At 48.1% G+C, this 17,199-nt stretch carries 10 protein-coding genes; 5 read left to right on the forward strand and 5 right to left on the reverse strand.

The window, feature by feature from the left end; genetic code table 11:
- Positions 1-31: 31 nt before the first annotated feature.
- A complete protein-coding gene (locus tag ACH3Y6_RS05335; protein WP_490834550.1) occupies positions 32-2,119 on the reverse strand; it encodes a ComEC/Rec2 family competence protein in 2,088 nt (695 codons plus the stop codon).
- Between the two features lie 255 nt (positions 2,120-2,374).
- Here ACH3Y6_RS05335 and ACH3Y6_RS05340 point away from each other — a divergent pair, with 255 nt between their 5' ends.
- From ACH3Y6_RS05340 to ACH3Y6_RS05360, 5 genes are read left to right on the forward strand one after another with little or no spacing between them, the layout of a single operon-like run.
- On the forward strand, positions 2,375-5,269 hold the full coding sequence (locus ACH3Y6_RS05340) for an alpha-amylase family glycosyl hydrolase (protein WP_490834551.1): 2,895 nt from the start codon (positions 2,375-2,377) through the stop codon (positions 5,267-5,269).
- Positions 5,270-5,306: 37 nt separating this feature from the next.
- On the forward strand, positions 5,307-8,303 hold the full coding sequence (locus tag ACH3Y6_RS05345) for a SusC/RagA family TonB-linked outer membrane protein (RefSeq protein ID WP_490834552.1): 2,997 nt from the start codon (positions 5,307-5,309) through the stop codon (positions 8,301-8,303).
- A gap of 29 nt (positions 8,304-8,332) precedes the next feature.
- Entirely contained in the window at positions 8,333-9,946 is a 1,614-nt protein-coding gene (locus ACH3Y6_RS05350; RefSeq protein ID WP_490834553.1) for a RagB/SusD family nutrient uptake outer membrane protein, read from the forward strand.
- Positions 9,947-9,980: 34 nt separating this feature from the next.
- On the forward strand, positions 9,981-10,814 hold the full coding sequence (locus ACH3Y6_RS05355) for a SusE domain-containing protein (RefSeq protein WP_490834554.1): 834 nt from the start codon (positions 9,981-9,983) through the stop codon (positions 10,812-10,814).
- Between the two features lie 37 nt (positions 10,815-10,851).
- Positions 10,852-11,997 carry a SusE domain-containing protein gene (locus ACH3Y6_RS05360; protein WP_490834555.1) on the forward strand — a complete coding sequence of 382 codons (1,146 nt, stop codon included), beginning with the start codon at positions 10,852-10,854 and terminating at the stop codon, positions 11,995-11,997.
- A gap of 89 nt (positions 11,998-12,086) precedes the next feature.
- On the opposite strand, the gene ACH3Y6_RS05365 is transcribed toward ACH3Y6_RS05360, so the two are convergent.
- From ACH3Y6_RS05365 to ACH3Y6_RS05380, 4 genes are all read right to left on the reverse strand, one after another.
- Positions 12,087-13,280 carry a carbamoyl phosphate synthase preATP-grasp domain-containing protein gene (locus ACH3Y6_RS05365; RefSeq protein WP_490834556.1) on the reverse strand — a complete coding sequence of 398 codons (1,194 nt, stop codon included), beginning with the start codon at positions 13,278-13,280 and terminating at the stop codon, positions 12,087-12,089.
- Between the two features lie 153 nt (positions 13,281-13,433).
- On the reverse strand, positions 13,434-13,655 hold the full coding sequence (locus tag ACH3Y6_RS05370) for a YgaP family membrane protein (protein ID WP_490834557.1): 222 nt from the start codon (positions 13,653-13,655) through the stop codon (positions 13,434-13,436).
- A 17-nt stretch (positions 13,656-13,672) separates the two neighbouring features.
- On the reverse strand, positions 13,673-13,981 hold the full coding sequence (locus ACH3Y6_RS05375; RefSeq protein ID WP_490834558.1) for a hypothetical protein: 309 nt from the start codon (positions 13,979-13,981) through the stop codon (positions 13,673-13,675).
- 10 nt (positions 13,982-13,991) lie between these two features.
- Positions 13,992-17,198, reverse strand: a complete 3,207-nt coding sequence (locus tag ACH3Y6_RS05380; RefSeq protein ID WP_490834559.1) for an efflux RND transporter permease subunit — start codon at positions 17,196-17,198, stop codon at positions 13,992-13,994.
- Between the last annotated feature and the right edge of the window lies 1 nt (position 17,199).

Below are 17,199 nucleotides of genomic sequence, written 5' to 3' on the forward strand. Positions count from 1 at the left end.
GGGTTGGATGAAATAAGAATGGCAATCGTTCTCAGAGATCCATTTCATAAGCTCCCTGCTCAGAAATGGTTTGGTGCCGCAAATGTAGGCTGTCGGCGGCTTTTTTCCAGTACCGTATTTTCCACAATGGATTACTGCTGTCAAATATATATGCTGAACAGGCGAACCGGCTGGCCAATTGTGCAAGTTTGATGTCGGGGTTACCGCTCAGGATGATGAGATCCACGCTGATTTTCCTGGCAGGTACTGGAATGGTAAGAGGTTGGTGAATCACCAGAATCTTTTTATGCGGTCCTGCCACCAGTGGTCCTGATATTTTTATTCGGGAAAGGGATTTTCGTTCGGAGACACCATGCAGCATGCGCGAAGGGCGCAGGTGGTAGCTGGCCAGGGTGGTATTATGCAGGCGTACATCACCCAGAAACAGACAGTCAAAGCCATCCAGTATATCGATGGCCCGGTAACGGGGGATATTGTACACGATGAGCTTTTGTTGCTGTTTTTGCCGGATCCGGGTAAAACTACCCGCCAGAAACAACCCGGCAGCACAGCAGAGACCGCCCATGAGCCAGGCCGGTCTTCGGTAAAACAACCAGACAGCTATGCTGATCAATACCCCATACAGTAACCAGAGTTGTAACAGGCTGAATGGAATATTGCTGGTTACAGCAAAGGGCAGCCGGCTGGTCTGCTCAATCAGCCGGTTAAGCAGGTTGATGAAGAAACTGAGCAGGGCGCCTGTAAACCGGTTCAGTAGATCAACAGGATAGACCAACAGCAAAAGCATCTCGCCATACAAAATGATACCCGATAATGGCACGGCGATAAAGTTGGTAAAGAGGAATAGGTTGGGAAACTGGTGAAAATAGTACAGTACCAGGGGCAAGGTGAAAACCTGGGCAGAAAGAGTAATGGCGCTCAGTTGCCAGGCTGTTTTAAGCAGTTGGTTGGCGAAATACAGGCAGCGATAAAGAGGTTTCATGAAAATGACAATACTGAGTACGGCGGTATAGGAAAGCTGGAAACCCACATCCCAGAGAAAATAGGGATTATAAACCAACAGGCAGAAGGCGGATGCGGCCAATGTATTGTAGATATGGTTCTTACGTCTCAGACCTTCGCCGATGACGATAAATGAGAACATGACAACTGACCGCAGGATGGAAGCACCAGCGCCTGCCAGTAAACTGAATCCCCAGAGCACGGATAAAATGATCAGTGGTTTGCCCCATTGCAACCAGCGCTGTTTGCGGAAAGGCTTTAGCAATAATATCAGCAGCCCATAGAGCATTCCAAGATGCAGACCACTGATGGCGATGATATGAACTACACCGGTATTGCTGTAAGCAAGCACCATGTTTTTGTCAAGATCATCCCGGTAACCGATCAGTAAAGCTTCGGCAAGGCTATAGTTATTTTCTGCAGGTATCGCTTTACGGATAATGCCAAGAACCGCATTTCGGGCGCGGATAAGTAAGGCCGTTACTGCATTTTCGTTGGATCCATTCAGTGCAGAAAAGGAGCCCTTTTTCAAAAATGTCTGGTAATGGATATCCTGTCGTGCGCAGTAAGTAGCATAATCAAATGATCCCGGGTTGCCGCTGCCGGTGATCCGCTGTAATGGTTGGCGCAGGATCAGTGCAGATCCATACTGAATCGCAGGCAAAGTGCTGTCTTTTGCAAAATATAACAGAACATGCCCCCTGACGCGTTTCCATCGCTGTTCGCGGTAAAGCCAGTCGATACTCGCCACCGATTTGTAGGAGTTGCTTTTGTTGACAAGGGGTTCCTGCAGTGTAACAATGAGTTTTGACGTATCTGCCAGGTGATGGCCTACCCAGTCTGTGCGGGAACTGCTTTGCTGTAGCTGCATCCGTATTACACCGACACTTAGCAGCAGCAGGTTCAACCATAGACCTGTGACCCATCTCCATTGGTATTTTCTGAAAACCGGGAGCCGCTGCATTACAAAGACCAGCAGCAGGGCAACAATGCCGGCAATGCCGGTGAAACGGGCAGATAGTTCTGTATATTCTGCCAGTACGGTGCCGGTTAGGAACGGAACCAGTAACCGGAGCATAGACGAAATACGCCAGAAAGGGACGCCAAATTGCCGCATAACCTAAACCTACTCAAAACCAGCTGCCTTTTCCAAAACCGGAACGGAATCGGGTATAAATACGGGGTATAAACCGGTGTAGTAGGGTTGGCTGGCAAATGTCTGGCAGTGATTAAGCCCGCGCCGATTTTCCGGTAAAAATTAATTTGGAAAACCTCTTTTCTTTTTTAAAAAAACCAAAAACAATTGTAGCTTCGAATTCGATATGTGTATAAATTACACATTACGATTTGAGTCATGCAGAAAATCTGCTACATGAGAGGAATAGGAATAGCCTGCTTGCTGCTATTTCTGATCAGTCCATCCTATGCGCAATTATTACGGTGGTCCCCCGCATTTCCAAAAGAATCTTCCCTGCCCGTAACCATCACCTGCGATGCTTCTGCCGGTAATAAAGGATTATTGGGGTACACCCCCGTTTCAGATGTGTATGTTCATCTTGGTGTTATCACCAGTCTCAGTACCAGTTCTTCCGACTGGAAATATGTGGTGAATACAAATTTCAATGTGCCTGCAGCATCGGTTCAGGCCAGTTCTCTGGGAAATGACAGGTGGTCGTTTACGATCAATGGCGGCTTGCGGTCGTTTTTTGCTATTACCAATACTTCGGAACGGATACTGAAGATCGCCATACTTTTCCGGAACGGAAATGGCAGCAAAGTGCAAAGGAATACGGATGGTTCTGATATGTATGTGCCGGTGTATGATGATGGATTGTATACACGTATCGATTCTCCGCTGCAGCAACCTTTGTTTCGTCCCGTCCCGCAAACGTTTGCAGCCGCAGTTGGGGATCATCTTCCGGTAAAAGCCGTATCCAGTAAACCGGCTGACTGCCGGATTGTATTCAATGGAAATGTGGTGAGTGTTGCGACGGCTGCCGGTTCAGTGAGCGCTGATCTTGTGATCAATACTACGGGTTCGCAAACGGTTATTGCGGAAGCGGATGATGGTGTCAGTATTGCAAGGGATACGCTCCGTTTCCTGGTAAATGAGCATGTGAAAATTGCAGCTTTGCCGGCGGGTGTAAAAGAGGGTATCAATTATGAACCGGGCGACAGTTCGGTTATATTGGTGCTTTTTGCACCTCGTAAAAAAAGAGTGGCGGTATTGGGTGATTTTACTAACTGGACCGAGTCGCTTTCCTCGCAAATGAATATGACACCCGATAGCAGTCGTTTCTGGCTGCGTATCGGTGGTCTTTTGCCGGGCACAGAGTATGCTTATCAATACCTGGTGGATGGAACTGTACGCATAGCGGATTATTATGCTGAAAAAATACTGGACCCATCCAACGATCCATATATCCCTGCCAGTACGTATCCCGGTCTTAAAGCGTATCCCTCCGGGAAAACAACAGGTATCGTAAGCGTTTTGCAAACGGCAAAGCCTGCCTATAACTGGGCGGTAAATAATTTTAAACGACCCGACAAAAAAAACCTGGTGATCTATGAATTGCTTCTGCGTGATTTTATTGGAACACACGATTTCAAGACACTGAAAGACACCCTGAATTACCTGGTAAACCTGGGAGTGAATGCCATTGAACTGATGCCCTTCAGCGAATTCGAAGGCAACCTGAGCTGGGGGTATAATCCTAATTTCTTTTTTGCACCTGATAAATATTATGGCAATGAAAACAGTATCCGTCAGTTTGTGGATGCCTGCCACCAGAAAGGTATTGCCGTGATCATGGACCTGGTGATGAACCATTGCATGAGTTCATCGCCCATGGCACAACTGTACTGGGATGCAGCCAATAACAGGCCTGCAGCGGACAATCCCTGGCTGAACCCGGTGGCCACACATCCTTATAATGTAGGCAATGATTTCAACCATGAAAGCGAGGCAACCAAAAAACTGGTGGCTGATGTGGTGCGGCATTGGCTTACAAAATATCAACTGGACGGGTTTCGATGGGATCTTTCCAAAGGGTTTACCCAGGTGAATAACCCAGCTGATGTGAATGCATGGAGCAGTTACGATGCCAGTCGTATTGCCACCTGGAAAAGAATATATGATACGATGCAACAGGTATCGCCCAATGCCTATTGTATACTGGAACATTTTGCTGCCAATACCGAGGAAAAAGAACTTGCTGATTATGGGATGCTGCTATGGGGCAACCAGAATTATGCATTTAACCAGGCAACCATGGGTTATAACAGCGGCACTGATTTTAGCAGCGGGATATCCAAAAGTAGGGGGTGGTCCAACCCCGCACTCATTACCTATCAGGAAAGCCACGATGAGGAAAGGCTGATGTACAAAAACCTCAGCTATGGTAACAATGCCGGAAACTATACGGTGAAAGACAGCGCTACTGCCCTGAAGCGGAATGAGATGGCGGCTGCTTTCTGGGCCATGATACCGGGTCCAAAAATGTTATGGCAGTTTGAAGAGCTGGGCTATCCTTATTCCATCAATACCTGTGGCACGGGTACGGTAGATCCCGGTGGCGGCTGTCGCACAGAAGCCAAGCCCATTCACTGGGAGTATCTGAACCAGCCTGCCCGTAAGGCGTTGTTCGATGTATATGCCAAACTCATCAGGCTGAAACTGACACTTGGTTTTGCCGGCACTTTCACAGGCAATGCCGTTAGCTGGGATCTTTCGGGTTATGTAAAATGGCTGCAGCTAAAGGGCGATTCACTGCAGCTCATCGTCATTGGAAATTTTGACGTGAATCCACAGACGGCTGCCGTCAGTTTTCCCTCAGCCGGTACCTGGTACAGTTACCTGGGTAGCGGCATCAAAACTGTGGATGCAGGTCCGCAAACCATCAGTCTGCAGCCCGGTGAATACTATGTATATACCAGCCGAAACCTGAATCATGCAGTGGTTACAGCCGTTAACACGGTGGTAAACGATCCGGTAGTTTTTCCGGTTTCCATCATGCCCAATCCGGTTATCGGTTCCGCACAGGTATTTTACCGGTTACCGGAAGCGGCCGATGTTACCGTTGGCATACTGGATATGTCAGGTAAGAATCTGGGAACTGTTTTCAAAGGGTTCAGACCTGCGGGAAAACAGATACTTACCCTGCAGGGGGCTTTCCTGACAGAGAAAATACAGGCGAACGGAATATACCTGTTGCGTATACAATATAACCGGAAAACGAGGGTAGAAAAATTTATGCTGATCCGATAAAATAATAATGCACATATAAACAGAAAAAACAACGATTATGAAATCCAAACGAATGCTTGTCGCTTTGTTTCTGGCGCTCCTGGTTTGCAGTTTGCAGGCCCTGGCCCAGGACAGAGTGGTTACCGGTAAGGTAACAGATGCTAAAGACGGAAGCGTGATGGCAAATGCAACCGTGCAGGTAAAAGGCACTAAAACAGCAACCCAGACCGATGCCAGCGGACATTATAAAATTGTGGTTCCGGCTTCAGCGACCAAACTGCTGGTCACTTCAGTTGGATACGGTGACCAGGAAGTGAATATCAGCGGGAATACGGTTGATGTTCAGCTGAGTGCTACCACCGTACAACTAAGTGATGTGATAGTGATCGGTTATGGTACGGTAAGGAAAAAAGATCTTACGGGATCTGTTTCGGTAGTGGCCGCCAAAGATTTTAACAAAGGGCCCATCACCACCCCCGAACAACTGATCGTGGGTAAAGTGGCCGGTGTTCAGGTTACTTCAAACAGCGGTGCCCCCGGTTCAGGTAGTACCATCCGTATACGGGGAGGTGCTTCACTGAATGCGAGTAATGATCCTTTGATTGTGATCGACGGTGTGCCGCTCGACAATGGCGGTATCAGCGGATCAGCCAATGCACTTTCCCTGATCAACCCAAATGATGTGGAATCGTTCAATATCCTGAAAGATGCGTCCGCCACGGCCATTTATGGTGCACGAGGTTCCAATGGTGTTATTATCATCACCACTAAAAAAGGTAAAAGTGGAAAACCGGTGTTCAATTTCGGCACGCAGGCATCCCTGTCGGCAATCACCAAAGAAGCCGATGTATTATCTGCCGACCAGTTCCGCAGTATCGTAAATGCCAACGGAACCGCTGCACAGAAAGCGCTGCTGGGTAATGTCAATACCAACTGGCAGAAACAGATCTACCAGACTGCTTTTACCAGCGACAATAACCTGAGCGTTTCCGGTTCACTTGGTAAAATGCCTTACCGGATTTCAGCCGGCTACCTGAACCAGGAGGGTGTGCTGAAAAAAGATAAACTTCAACGCACTTCGGTGAACATCAGCCTCACTCCCAAATTTTTCAAAGACCACCTGTCTGTTGCGCTGAATGTATTGGGTAGCCAGAGCAAAAACAAATTTGCCAACCAGGGTGCCATTGGGTCGGCCGTTAATTTTGATCCCACACAGCCTGTAACATCGGGAAGCAGCCGTTTTGGCGGATACTGGGAATGGCTGGATCCCACTTCTATCAGTGGATTAAAAGGACTTTCTCCCAGGAATCCTCTTGGATTGCTGCTGATGCGTGATGACCGGAGTACCGTTCAGAGAAGCGTTGGTAGTGCGCAGTTTGATTATAAAGTACATTTTCTGCCCGACCTGCGTGTGAAACTGAACCTTAGCTATGATATTTCAAAAGGAGAGGGAACCGTGTTTATTCCCGATAGCGCTGCTGCCACCTATAACCGGTTCCAGGATGCAGCAGGTAAATGGAAAAGCGGACAGAACAATTATTACAGGCAGGAGAAATCAAACGGGTTTATTCAGTTTTACCTGAATTATGTGAAAGAGATCGCATCCATCAAAAGCCGTGTAGATGTAACGGCCGGTTATGAATACAATGACTACCGCACTACCAATTATTCGTATGCAGATTATTCGGCAGATGGCACCAAACGCCCGAATTCAGATCCTACCTATGTAGTGGACAAACCTCAAAACACCATTGTTTCTTTTTACGGAAGATTGAATTATGCGTTCATGAACCGCTACCTGTTAACAGCCACTTTCCGGAGAGACGGATCTTCCAGGTTCAGTCCTTCCAACCGCTGGGGTAATTTCCCCTCTGCGGCACTGGCATGGAAGATCATCGAAGAGCCCTTCCTGAAGGGCTCACGTGCGGTGAGCGACCTGAAACTACGCGTGGGATATGGTGTTACAGGACAACAGGATGGTATCGGTGACTACGATTATATATCTTATTATAACCTGAGCAGCTCTACGGCGCAGTACCAGTTGGGAAATACCTTTTACCAGATGTACCGCCCCGGAGGATATTACGCCAACCGTAAATGGGAGCAGACAGCCACATCCAATATTGCCATTGATTATGGTTTCCTGAATAACCGGATTACCGGTTCACTGGAATTCTATTACAGGAAGACCAAAGACCTGCTGAACCTGATTACACAGCCGGCGGGAACCAATTTCTCTAACCAGATTGTAGCCAATGTGGGTGATATGGAGAACAAGGGTGTTGAATTTTCTGTGAACCTGGTTCCGGTGCGTAAAAAAGAACTGGAATGGAATATAGGATTCAACTTTACGTATAATAAAAACAATATCACCAAACTCACCATATCAGATGATCCCAATTATCCCGGTAACCTGTATGGGGGGATTTCCGGCGGTACGGGTAACACCATCCTGATCAATTCAGTGGGGTACAGCCGCGGATCTTTTTATGTATACAAACAGGTGTATGATAAAAACGGAAGCCCGATTGATAACCTGTTTTCCGACAGGAACCGGGATGGTATCATCAGTGATAAGGACCTGTACCGTTATAAGAGTGTAGATCCGAATGTATTACTCGGTTTCAGTTCCAGTGTGAACTATAAAAAATGGTCGGCTGGTTTTGTCATGCACGGAAGCGTGAACAATTATCTCTACAACAATGTAGCTTCCAGTACAGGTACGTTGCGAAATATCCTGAACCCCCTCAACTTCCTGAGCAATGGTTCTGCCGATATTCTTAAAACAGGATTTAGTGGTAACGGTTCACAATACTATCTCTCGGACTATTATGTGCAGAATGCCTCTTTCCTGCGGATGGATAATATCAGCGTTGCCTACAATTTCGGGAAAGTGCTGCATAACAAAGCCAACCTGCGTGCAGGTGCCATTGTGCAGAATGTATTTGTGATCACCAAGTACAAGGGGTCTGACCCGGAGATCAATGGTGGGATAGACAATAATTTTTATCCGAGGCCGCGTGTGTATGCACTCAGCCTCAATCTTGATTTCTAATTCAATCCATCATTCATAATAACAGATATATGAAAAATACATTCTTAAAACCATTCCTCGTCGCAGCTTTCATGGCAGGTGCCTGGGTGTCCTGCACCAAGAAGCTGGACCTTATACCTACGAATGGAATTACGGCTGCCAATGTGTACAGCACTACGGCAGGTTATAAACAGGCATTTGCCAAGTTGTATGGTAGTTTTGCCCTGACCGGGAACCAGGGACCTGCCGGTAATGGCGATATCCAGGGTATTGATGAAGGAACTTCCGATTTTTTCCGTTTGTACTGGAAAGCACAGGAGCTGAGTACAGATGAAGCAGTAGTGGCCTGGGGAGATCCTGGTATCCAGGATTTTCACCGCATGAACTGGACATCGGATAACCCTATGCTGAAAGGGTTGTATTACCGTTCTTTTTACCAGATCACGCTTTGCAATGATTTTGTGAACCAGGCATCCGATGCTACACTTGCTGCCAGGGGTATTACCGGTACAGAGGCAGATAATATACGCGCTTACAAAGCTGAAGCCCGTTTTCTGCGTGCCTACCAATACTGGGTGCTCATGGACCTGTTTGGCAATCCTCCTTTTGCAACAGAAACGGATGCTATTGGTACTTTCCTGCCAAAGCAGATCAGTCGTGCAGACCTGTTTACGTACATAGAGTCTGAATTAAAAGCCATCGAACCTTTGCTGCCTGCTGCCAAGGCAAATGAATATGGGCGTGCAGACAAGGCCGCGGCCTGGGCATTGCTTGCGAGGATGTATCTGAATGCACAGGTATATACCGGTACGGCAAAATATACAGAAGCGATCACCTATGCGCAGAAAGTGATTGGTGCGGGGTACACACTTGTTGCCGATTATCGCTGGCTGATGCGCGCCGATAACCAGCAGAATACCAATGAATTTATTTTTACCATTAATTACGACGGACAGAAAACGCAGGGTTATGGCGGCACCACTTTCCTGGCACATGCTTCGCTTGGCGGATCAATGAATGCCGGCGATTACGGGCTGGATTATGCATGGGCCGGTATCCGTGCCACCAAGAACCTGACCAACCTGTTCCCCGATCTGACGGGGGCCCAGGATAACAGGGCCGAGTTTTATACCAATGGACAAAACAAGGAGATCAATGACCTTACGGTATTCACAGACGGCTACGGCGTAAATAAATATGTAAACAAAACAAGGCCCACCACAGCCAATATGCTCACATCTGGCAGTGCGGGATCGAACCAGACTTTTGCCGATATTGATTTCCCAATATTCCGACTGGCAGAAATGTACCTGATCTATGCGGAAGCGGTTGTTCGCGGTGGTACCGGTGGCGACCTGGTGACCGCGCTTGGCTATATTAACAAACTGCGCCAGCGTGCGTATGGTAATACCAGCGGAAACATCATACCCACAGAGCTTACTGCCGATTTCATCCTGGATGAGAGGGCCCGCGAATTATATTGGGAGGGGGCACGTCGCACAGACCTGATCCGTTACGGAAAATTTGTGGAAGGTACTTATCTCTGGCCCTGGAAAGGGGGTGTAAAAGATGGTGCATCAGTAGGTGATTTCCGCAAGCTGTACCCCATTCCTTCATCGGATGTTTCTTCCAACGTTAACCTGAAACAAAATCCCGGCTATTAATCCGGATCAATGTTATCATTAAAACATAGATGTTATGAAAACAAAATTTTTAAAATTCTTACTCATCGGAGCGGCTGTTTGTTTGGTGAACGCCTGCACAAAAGATGAGGCAAGAGATACTTTTGTGGGGTCCACTGCACCGGCCTTAACGGCATCTGTCTCCTCCACCATACCTCTGGCGTATGCAACAGCAGACCAGGAAGCAGTGAAGCTGTCGTGGACAAACCCGAACTACCAGTTTGCTTCAGGCGTAAGTTCACAGGATGTTTCTTATCTGATAGAGATAGATACTACCGGCGCCAATTTTACCAATCCTTCCAGGCAAACGGTTTCCTTAAGCAAAGACCTGTCTGTTTCTTTTACTCAGGCACAACTGAATGATTACCTGTTGAACCAGCTGCAGCTGAAAGCTGGTATGGCACATAATCTGGATATTCGTGTAACGGCATCTCTTGCCGCTGCTGCAACAAAAGTGGTATCGAATGTATTGAAGTTCACGGTCACGCCTTATGCCATTCCGCCCAAAGTGGCATTGCCTTCTTCCGGTGACCTGTTCCTGGTAGGAAGCGCTACAGCCGGAGGATGGAACAATCCTGTTCCGGTGCCCAGCCAGAAGTTCACCAAAATAAGTGCCACTTTATATGAGATCACGATACCCTTAACGGGTGGCCAGGAATACCTGTTCCTGCCGGTGAATGGCGACTGGAGTCATAAGTATGCGGTAAAAGATAAAACCCTTGCGGGCCTTGCAGACGGGGGAGATTTCGGGTATGATAAAAACGACAATTTTCCCGGCCCGGCCACCAGCGGCACGTACAAGATCTCTGTAGATTTTCAGCGTGGCAAATTCACGGTTACCAAACAATAACGCTTCAAGGAAAACAAGTCATTAAAAAAATAAGGTTATGGAAAAAATAATCAAACGCTTCGTTCTTGCCTGTATCCCGGTACTCGCACTGGTTGCCTGTAAAAAAGAAGGCGATCTTGTTGTGTATGCCCCGGGAACCACGGCGAGCATCAGCACCAGCACCAGTGCGGTTGCAGCAACACCCGCAGATTCACTGAAAACAGTGTTTACGGTAAGCTGGAGCAGTCCCAGATATTCCGTGGATTCGTCTACGGTAAAATACATTGTTGAAATTGACTCATCCGGCCGGAATTTCAGCAAAGCGGTGTCCAAAACCGTTACCGGTTTGCTCAGTGCTTCGTATACGGCGAAAGAACTGAATAATATTCTGCTGGGATATGGGTTCTCTTTTGGGGTTGCATACGATATGGACATACGAGTCACTTCTTCTTATGCCAATAACAATGAACAGTTGAAGTCGGCTACGGTAAAAGTTAAAATGACACCCTATAAGGTTCCTCCCAAAGTAGCACCACCGGCTTCAGGAAAACTGTTCCTGGTAGGCAGTGCCACTGCTGGTGGATGGGCTAACCCCGTTCCCACACCCACACAGGAATTTTCAAAAATCGATTCTGTTACCTACGCAGGGGTATTTGACCTGACAGGAGGCAATGAATTCCTGATATTGCCTGTGAATGGTGACTGGAGCCATAAATATTCCGTGGGTGATAAATCTGTTACAGGCTTAAATGCAGGAGGCAGTTTCGGGTATGACCTCAGCGATAATATTCCGGGACCCGGCACCAGTGGCAAGTACCTCATCAGGCTTGATTTTCAGACTGGTAAGTTTACCGTAACACCGTTTACCGGCGTATTGCCAGTCAACCTGTTCATGGTAGGCGATGCCACCGCCGGTGGATGGAGCAATCCCGTTCCGGTACCCACCCAGCAGTTCACACGCGTGAATTCTTCACAGTTTGAATTAACCACGGCGATCACAGGTGGAAAACAGTATTTGCTCTTACCTGTGAATGGCGACTGGAGCCATAAGTTTTCAGTAGAAGATAATTCCATTGCCTCCCTGAAAACCGGCGGAACTTTCAAATATGATGCACCCGCCAATTTCCCCGGACCCGATGTTACGGGTAATTATAAGTTTGTAGTGAATTTTGCAACCTATACGTATACAGTTACGAAACAGTAGCGTGGGGTTGGTTCTTAGTAAGTAAACAATAAAAGAGGCCCGTCGGACCTCTTTTATTGTTTAAGTAATGACTGATTCAGTCCAAAAATTTATCTGCTCAGGTTCATACTTCTTTCCTTGTACAGGGTACGGAAGTAAGGGTCTCTCAGGTCTTTGATGAAGCGGATGGCTTCGCCGGTGCTCTTCATTTCGGGACCCAGTTCCTTGTTCACACCCGGGAATTTTTCAAAGCTGAATACGGGTTCTTTGATCGCGTAACCATCCAGTTTTTTCTCCATGGTGAAGTCGGTGAGTTTGGCTGCACCGAGCATCACTTTGGTAGCGATATTCAGGTAAGGGATCTGGTAGGCCTTTGCAATGAAAGGTGTGGTGCGCGATGCCCTTGGGTTAGCTTCGATCACGTATACCTTACCGTCTTTGATGGCGAACTGGATATTGATCAGGCCTTTGATATTCAGGGCCCTGGCAAGTTTCTCGGAATAATATTCCATGGTCTCCACCACCAGCGGGGTCAGGTTGAATGCAGGCAGTACCGCGTTGCTGTCGCCACTGTGGATACCTGCCGGTTCAATATGTTCCATCACGCCCATGATGTGGAAATTCTCACCGTCAAAAATGGCATCTACCTCTGCTTCCTGGCAACGGTCAAGGAAGTGGTCGATCAGGATCTTGTTTCCTGGCAGGTGTTTCAGCAGGCTGATCACGGCTTTCTCCACTTCTTCATCATTGATCACGATACGCATACGCTGTCCGCCAATTACATAACTGGGTCTTACCAGTACAGGGTACCCTACACGGTTTGCTACGGCAATGGCTTCATCAGCGTCCATAGCGGTACCATATTCGGGATAAGGGATATTCAGTTCTTTCAGCAGGTCACTGAAACGGCCCCGATCTTCGGCGATATCCATATCATCAAAATGGGTACCAATGATCTTTACCCCATTCTCGTGTAAACGTTTGGCCAGTTTTAAGGCGGTTTGTCCGCCTAACTGTACGATCACTCCTTCGGGTTTTTCCAGTTCAATGATCTCCCAAAGGTGTTCCCAGTATACCGGTTCGAAATAGAGCTTGTCGGCCATATCGAAATCGGTAGACACGGTTTCAGGGTTACAGTTCACCATAATGGCTTCATAACCACACTCTTTTATGGCCAGTAAGCCATGTACACAACAGTAGTCAAATTCAATTCCCTGGCCAATACGGTTAGGGCCACTGCCCAAAACGATGACTTTTTTCTTTTGCGAAGGGATTGATTCGTTGGAGTTCAATGTAGGGTTCATTTCTGCGAGGAATTGCGCAAAATTAGGGTTACAGGCGAATTTTAGGCGATTTTTTTTTGAAAGGTCCCGGAAATTCAATGCCATCGGGGCCCGGAGCGTTTTGCCCGGACCTCCGATGGCAGGAATCTGACAGATACAGTTAATCTGCCGGTACTAACAACAGTTCGTTTTGTTTTTGCCGGAACCATCCTGGTCTTTTACCCCGGCAGCTTTGAGTATGAGCTCCAGCGGGCAGAAGCGGGTAAAAGATGATTGCAGCAGGTTGGCCCCTACAAATGCGGCAAGCCATAACCACTGGATGTTGACGTTAAATGCCAGGATCACACTGGTAAGTACAAAAGTGCCGGCAACGGCGCGAACGATTCTTTCTTTCATAATGTATCTGTGTTTTTTTATTTTGAAAAATTATCTACGGGTACGATAAAGGCCCGCAACGGGAAATCCTCTGCCAGGCTATGGTTGTATTCTTCGATCAGTTTCAGGGCAGCAGCTGCTTTCTCTTCCGTGGTGAAGGAGAACAAAAGCACCGAATCAAAACGGGCTTCACCTGCGGTGAACCAGTCGTCCAGGAGGTTATGACTGCTCCCGTCCTTGAACCCGCTGATGTCTGTAGCACTGAATACATGGATCTCTGCTTTTTTCAGGAGAGCAGCAGCCTGGTCGCTGTATTCTTTCAGTGCGGTGATGATAAGTAGTTTCATGGTGTCTGTTTTATTTGGTTTTATTGCGCATCATTTTAAAATAGAGCAGGGGTACCACCAGCAGCGTCAGGAAGGTCGAGGTGATGGTTCCTCCCATCAGCGAGATGGCCAGTCCCTGGAATATCGGATCAAAGAGGATGATCACAGCACCCAGTACTACCGCACCTGCGGTCAGCAGGATAGGCGTGGTCCTTACAGCACCAGCTTCAATGATTGCCTGCTTCAGTGGAATGTTCTCGCGTAAACGGATATTGATGAAATCGATCAGCAGTATCGAGTTTCGCACCATCACACCTGCCAGGGCAATGAAACCGATCATAGATGTGGCGGTGAAATAGGCGCCCATCACCCAGTGACCCAGCAGGATACCGATCAGAGATAGCGGTATGGCCGCCAGCATGACCACCGGAACGGTGAAATTCTGGAACCAGCCCACAATGAGCATATAGATGATGATGATCACGGCTGCAAAGGCAATACCCAGGTCGCGGAACACTTCGTAAGTGATCTGCCACTCACCATCCCATTTCAGGGTATACACATCTTCATTTTCAGGCTGGTGGGTATATTCTTCCGCCAGCGCCGTATATCCTGCCGGCAGTTTGATGTTCTTCAGGCTGTCGGATATTTTAGAGATGGCATAGAAGGGACTCTCCAGCTGACCGGCCATGTCTGCCAGTACATACACTACTTCTTTCTGGTTCTTACGGTAAATACTCTTGTCTTTTTTTGTTGTATGCACGGTCACCACATCGCGCAGCGCCACCTGGTTGCCCTGCATACCGGTCACCTGCAGGTCAAGCACCTGGCTGATATTGCTTTTATCGGCATCTTTCAGCTGCAAACGGATCGGCACCTGGTTAAAAGCATGGGGCAGGTTCAGGTTACCGGATGGCATACCCGATAAGGCAGCCTGAACGGTAGCGGTTACCTGCGCAGTGGCTACGCCATGGCGCATGGCTTTTTCTTTGTCAACCGTTACCTGGTATTCGTTCTGGTCGTCTTCCACCATCCAGTCGATATCTACCACATCTGCCGTTGAGGTCATCATTTGTTTGATCTGACGGGCAATGGCGATCTGCTGGTCATAATCCGGTCCGTATACTTCTGCCACCAGTGTAGAAAGAACGGGAGGGCCCGGAGGCACTTCCACCACTTTTACGTTGGCATTGTATTTTGCCGCGATCTGCTGAATAGGTCCACGCATTTCTTTCGCGATATCGTGACTCTGTTTGCTGCGCTCCGTCTTGTCTACCAGGTTCACCTGTATGTCCGCCACGTTATCCCCTCTTCTCAGGTCGTAGTGACGTACCAGTCCGTTAAAGCTGATCGGAGCTGAAGTACCCACATATCCTTCATAGTTCTTTACCAGCGGTTGCGCCGCCACATAACTGGCGATATCGGCTGCTACCGCCTGTGTTTTTTCGAGTGTGCTTCCTTCGGGCATATCGATCACCACCTGGAACTCATTCTTATTATCGAATGGCAGCATTTTTACGGCTACAGATTTGGTATAGAACAATACCATCGATCCCAGCAGTATCACAACGGTACCCATGATGAAGGCCCATCTTTTCCAGCGTGTTTCCAGCATGGGCAGCAGGAAGGAGGTATAGATCTTGTAGATCTTACTCTCTTCCAGTTTTTCACCATGGTGGTCTTCGTGGGCGGCACCTTTTTTCTCTTTCTCGCGGAGGAAGAGGTAACCCAGGTAGGGTGTGAGCGTCAGTGCCACGATCAGTGATAACAGCATGGCAATGGATGCGCCGATCGGCATAGGACTCATATAGGGTCCCATCAGTCCGGACACAAATGCCATCGGTAAAACCGCGGCAACTACCGTGAAGGTTGCCAGAATGGTGGGGTTACCCACTTCATTGATGGCATAGATAGCTGCCTGTAATGGCGGCAGTTTGCGCATCTTGAAATGCCGGTGCATGTTCTCGGCAATAATGATGGAGTCATCCACCACGATACCTGTAATGAATACCAGTGCGAACAGGGTGATCCGGTTCAGCGTGTAATCCATCATATAATAACTGAACAGGGTAAGGGCGAATGTTACAGGTACTGAGAGGAATACCACCAGTCCACCGCGCCATCCCATGGCCAGCATTACGAACAGGGTCACCACCACGATGGAAATAAACAGGTGGAACAGCAGTTCCGATACTTTATGCGATGCGGTATCGCCATAGTTGCGGGTTTCACTTACCTGTACATCGGAAGGAAGCAGGCCTTTTTTCAGGTGTTCTACTTTCGCTTTCACCTGGGTGGCCAGTTTCATGGCATCGGCGCCTTTTTTCTTGCCGATAGCCAGGGTTACAGCGGGGTAAGAAGCTTTGTATTTTTTGTAGCCGGCAGTATCTGCCTTGCCATATCCATAAAATACATATTGTGATGCGGTAGAAGGGGCTTCCTCTACTTTGGCCACCTGCTTCAGGTACACTGGCTGGCCCGCTTTCATGCCCACCACCAGTTTTGCCACATCTTCTGCGCTGTTCAGGAAGTCGCCTGTCTGTACAGAAAAAGCAGAGTCGGTCTGCACCAGGGTACCTGCATCAGTTTGTGTGTTGCCTGCCTGTATGGCTTTGCTGATGGTGAGGAAATCAACCCCGTTCACTGCCATCAATGACTTGTTCAGTACCACTTTCACTTCACGGTTCCTGCCGCCTGAGAGGCTGATATCAGCAACATCCGGAACTTTCTTTAATTCATTGGATAGCTCCTGACCGATCAGTTTTAAACGGTAGTCGTCGTATTGTTCGCCCCACAAGGTGAGCGCCATCACCGGTACATCATCAATAGCCCTTGTTTTGATCAGGGGCAATGTGGTGCCCTGCGGCATCGCATCCATGTGTTTCATGAGTTCACTGTACAGTTTCACCAATGAACGCTCCACATCTTCACCCACATAGAACTGCACGATCAACATGGCTTGTCCCTTCATGGAAGTGGAGTACACATATTCCACACCCTTGATATTGGAGATGAATTTCTCCAGGGGTGCAGCCACTTTGGTCTCTACTTCTTTGGGTGAAGCGCCGGGGTAGCCAATAAAGATATCGGCCATGGGAACCTGTATCTGCGGTTCTTCTTCACGGGGCATCAGGAAAGTACTGTAGGCACCGATGAGGAGGAAAGCGAACATCAACAGGATGGTCAGCTTTGACTGTAAAAATGCTTTGGCTATATTACCTGATAGTCCTTTTTCCATA

The organism is Sediminibacterium sp. FW305-C-269 (genome assembly GCF_058231045.1).

What these genes read in the sequence shown, in the direction of transcription:
- ACH3Y6_RS05375 (WP_490834558.1), bottom strand. Translation starts at nt 13,981, where the DNA reads ATGAAACTACTTATCATCACCGCACTGAAAGAATACAGCGACCAGGCT.
- ACH3Y6_RS05350 (WP_490834553.1), top strand. Translation starts at nt 8,333, where the DNA reads ATGAAAAATACATTCTTAAAACCATTCCTCGTCGCAGCTTTCATGGCA.
- ACH3Y6_RS05345 (WP_490834552.1), top strand. Translation starts at nt 5,307, where the DNA reads ATGAAATCCAAACGAATGCTTGTCGCTTTGTTTCTGGCGCTCCTGGTT.
- ACH3Y6_RS05380 (WP_490834559.1), bottom strand. Translation starts at nt 17,198, where the DNA reads ATGGAAAAAGGACTATCAGGTAATATAGCCAAAGCATTTTTACAGTCA.
- ACH3Y6_RS05365 (WP_490834556.1), bottom strand. Translation starts at nt 13,280, where the DNA reads ATGAACCCTACATTGAACTCCAACGAATCAATCCCTTCGCAAAAGAAA.
- ACH3Y6_RS05355 (WP_490834554.1), top strand. Translation starts at nt 9,981, where the DNA reads ATGAAAACAAAATTTTTAAAATTCTTACTCATCGGAGCGGCTGTTTGT.
- ACH3Y6_RS05360 (WP_490834555.1), top strand. Translation starts at nt 10,852, where the DNA reads ATGGAAAAAATAATCAAACGCTTCGTTCTTGCCTGTATCCCGGTACTC.
- ACH3Y6_RS05335 (WP_490834550.1), bottom strand. Translation starts at nt 2,119, where the DNA reads ATGCGGCAATTTGGCGTCCCTTTCTGGCGTATTTCGTCTATGCTCCGG.
- ACH3Y6_RS05370 (WP_490834557.1), bottom strand. Translation starts at nt 13,655, where the DNA reads ATGAAAGAAAGAATCGTTCGCGCCGTTGCCGGCACTTTTGTACTTACC.
- ACH3Y6_RS05340 (WP_490834551.1), top strand. Translation starts at nt 2,375, where the DNA reads ATGAGAGGAATAGGAATAGCCTGCTTGCTGCTATTTCTGATCAGTCCA.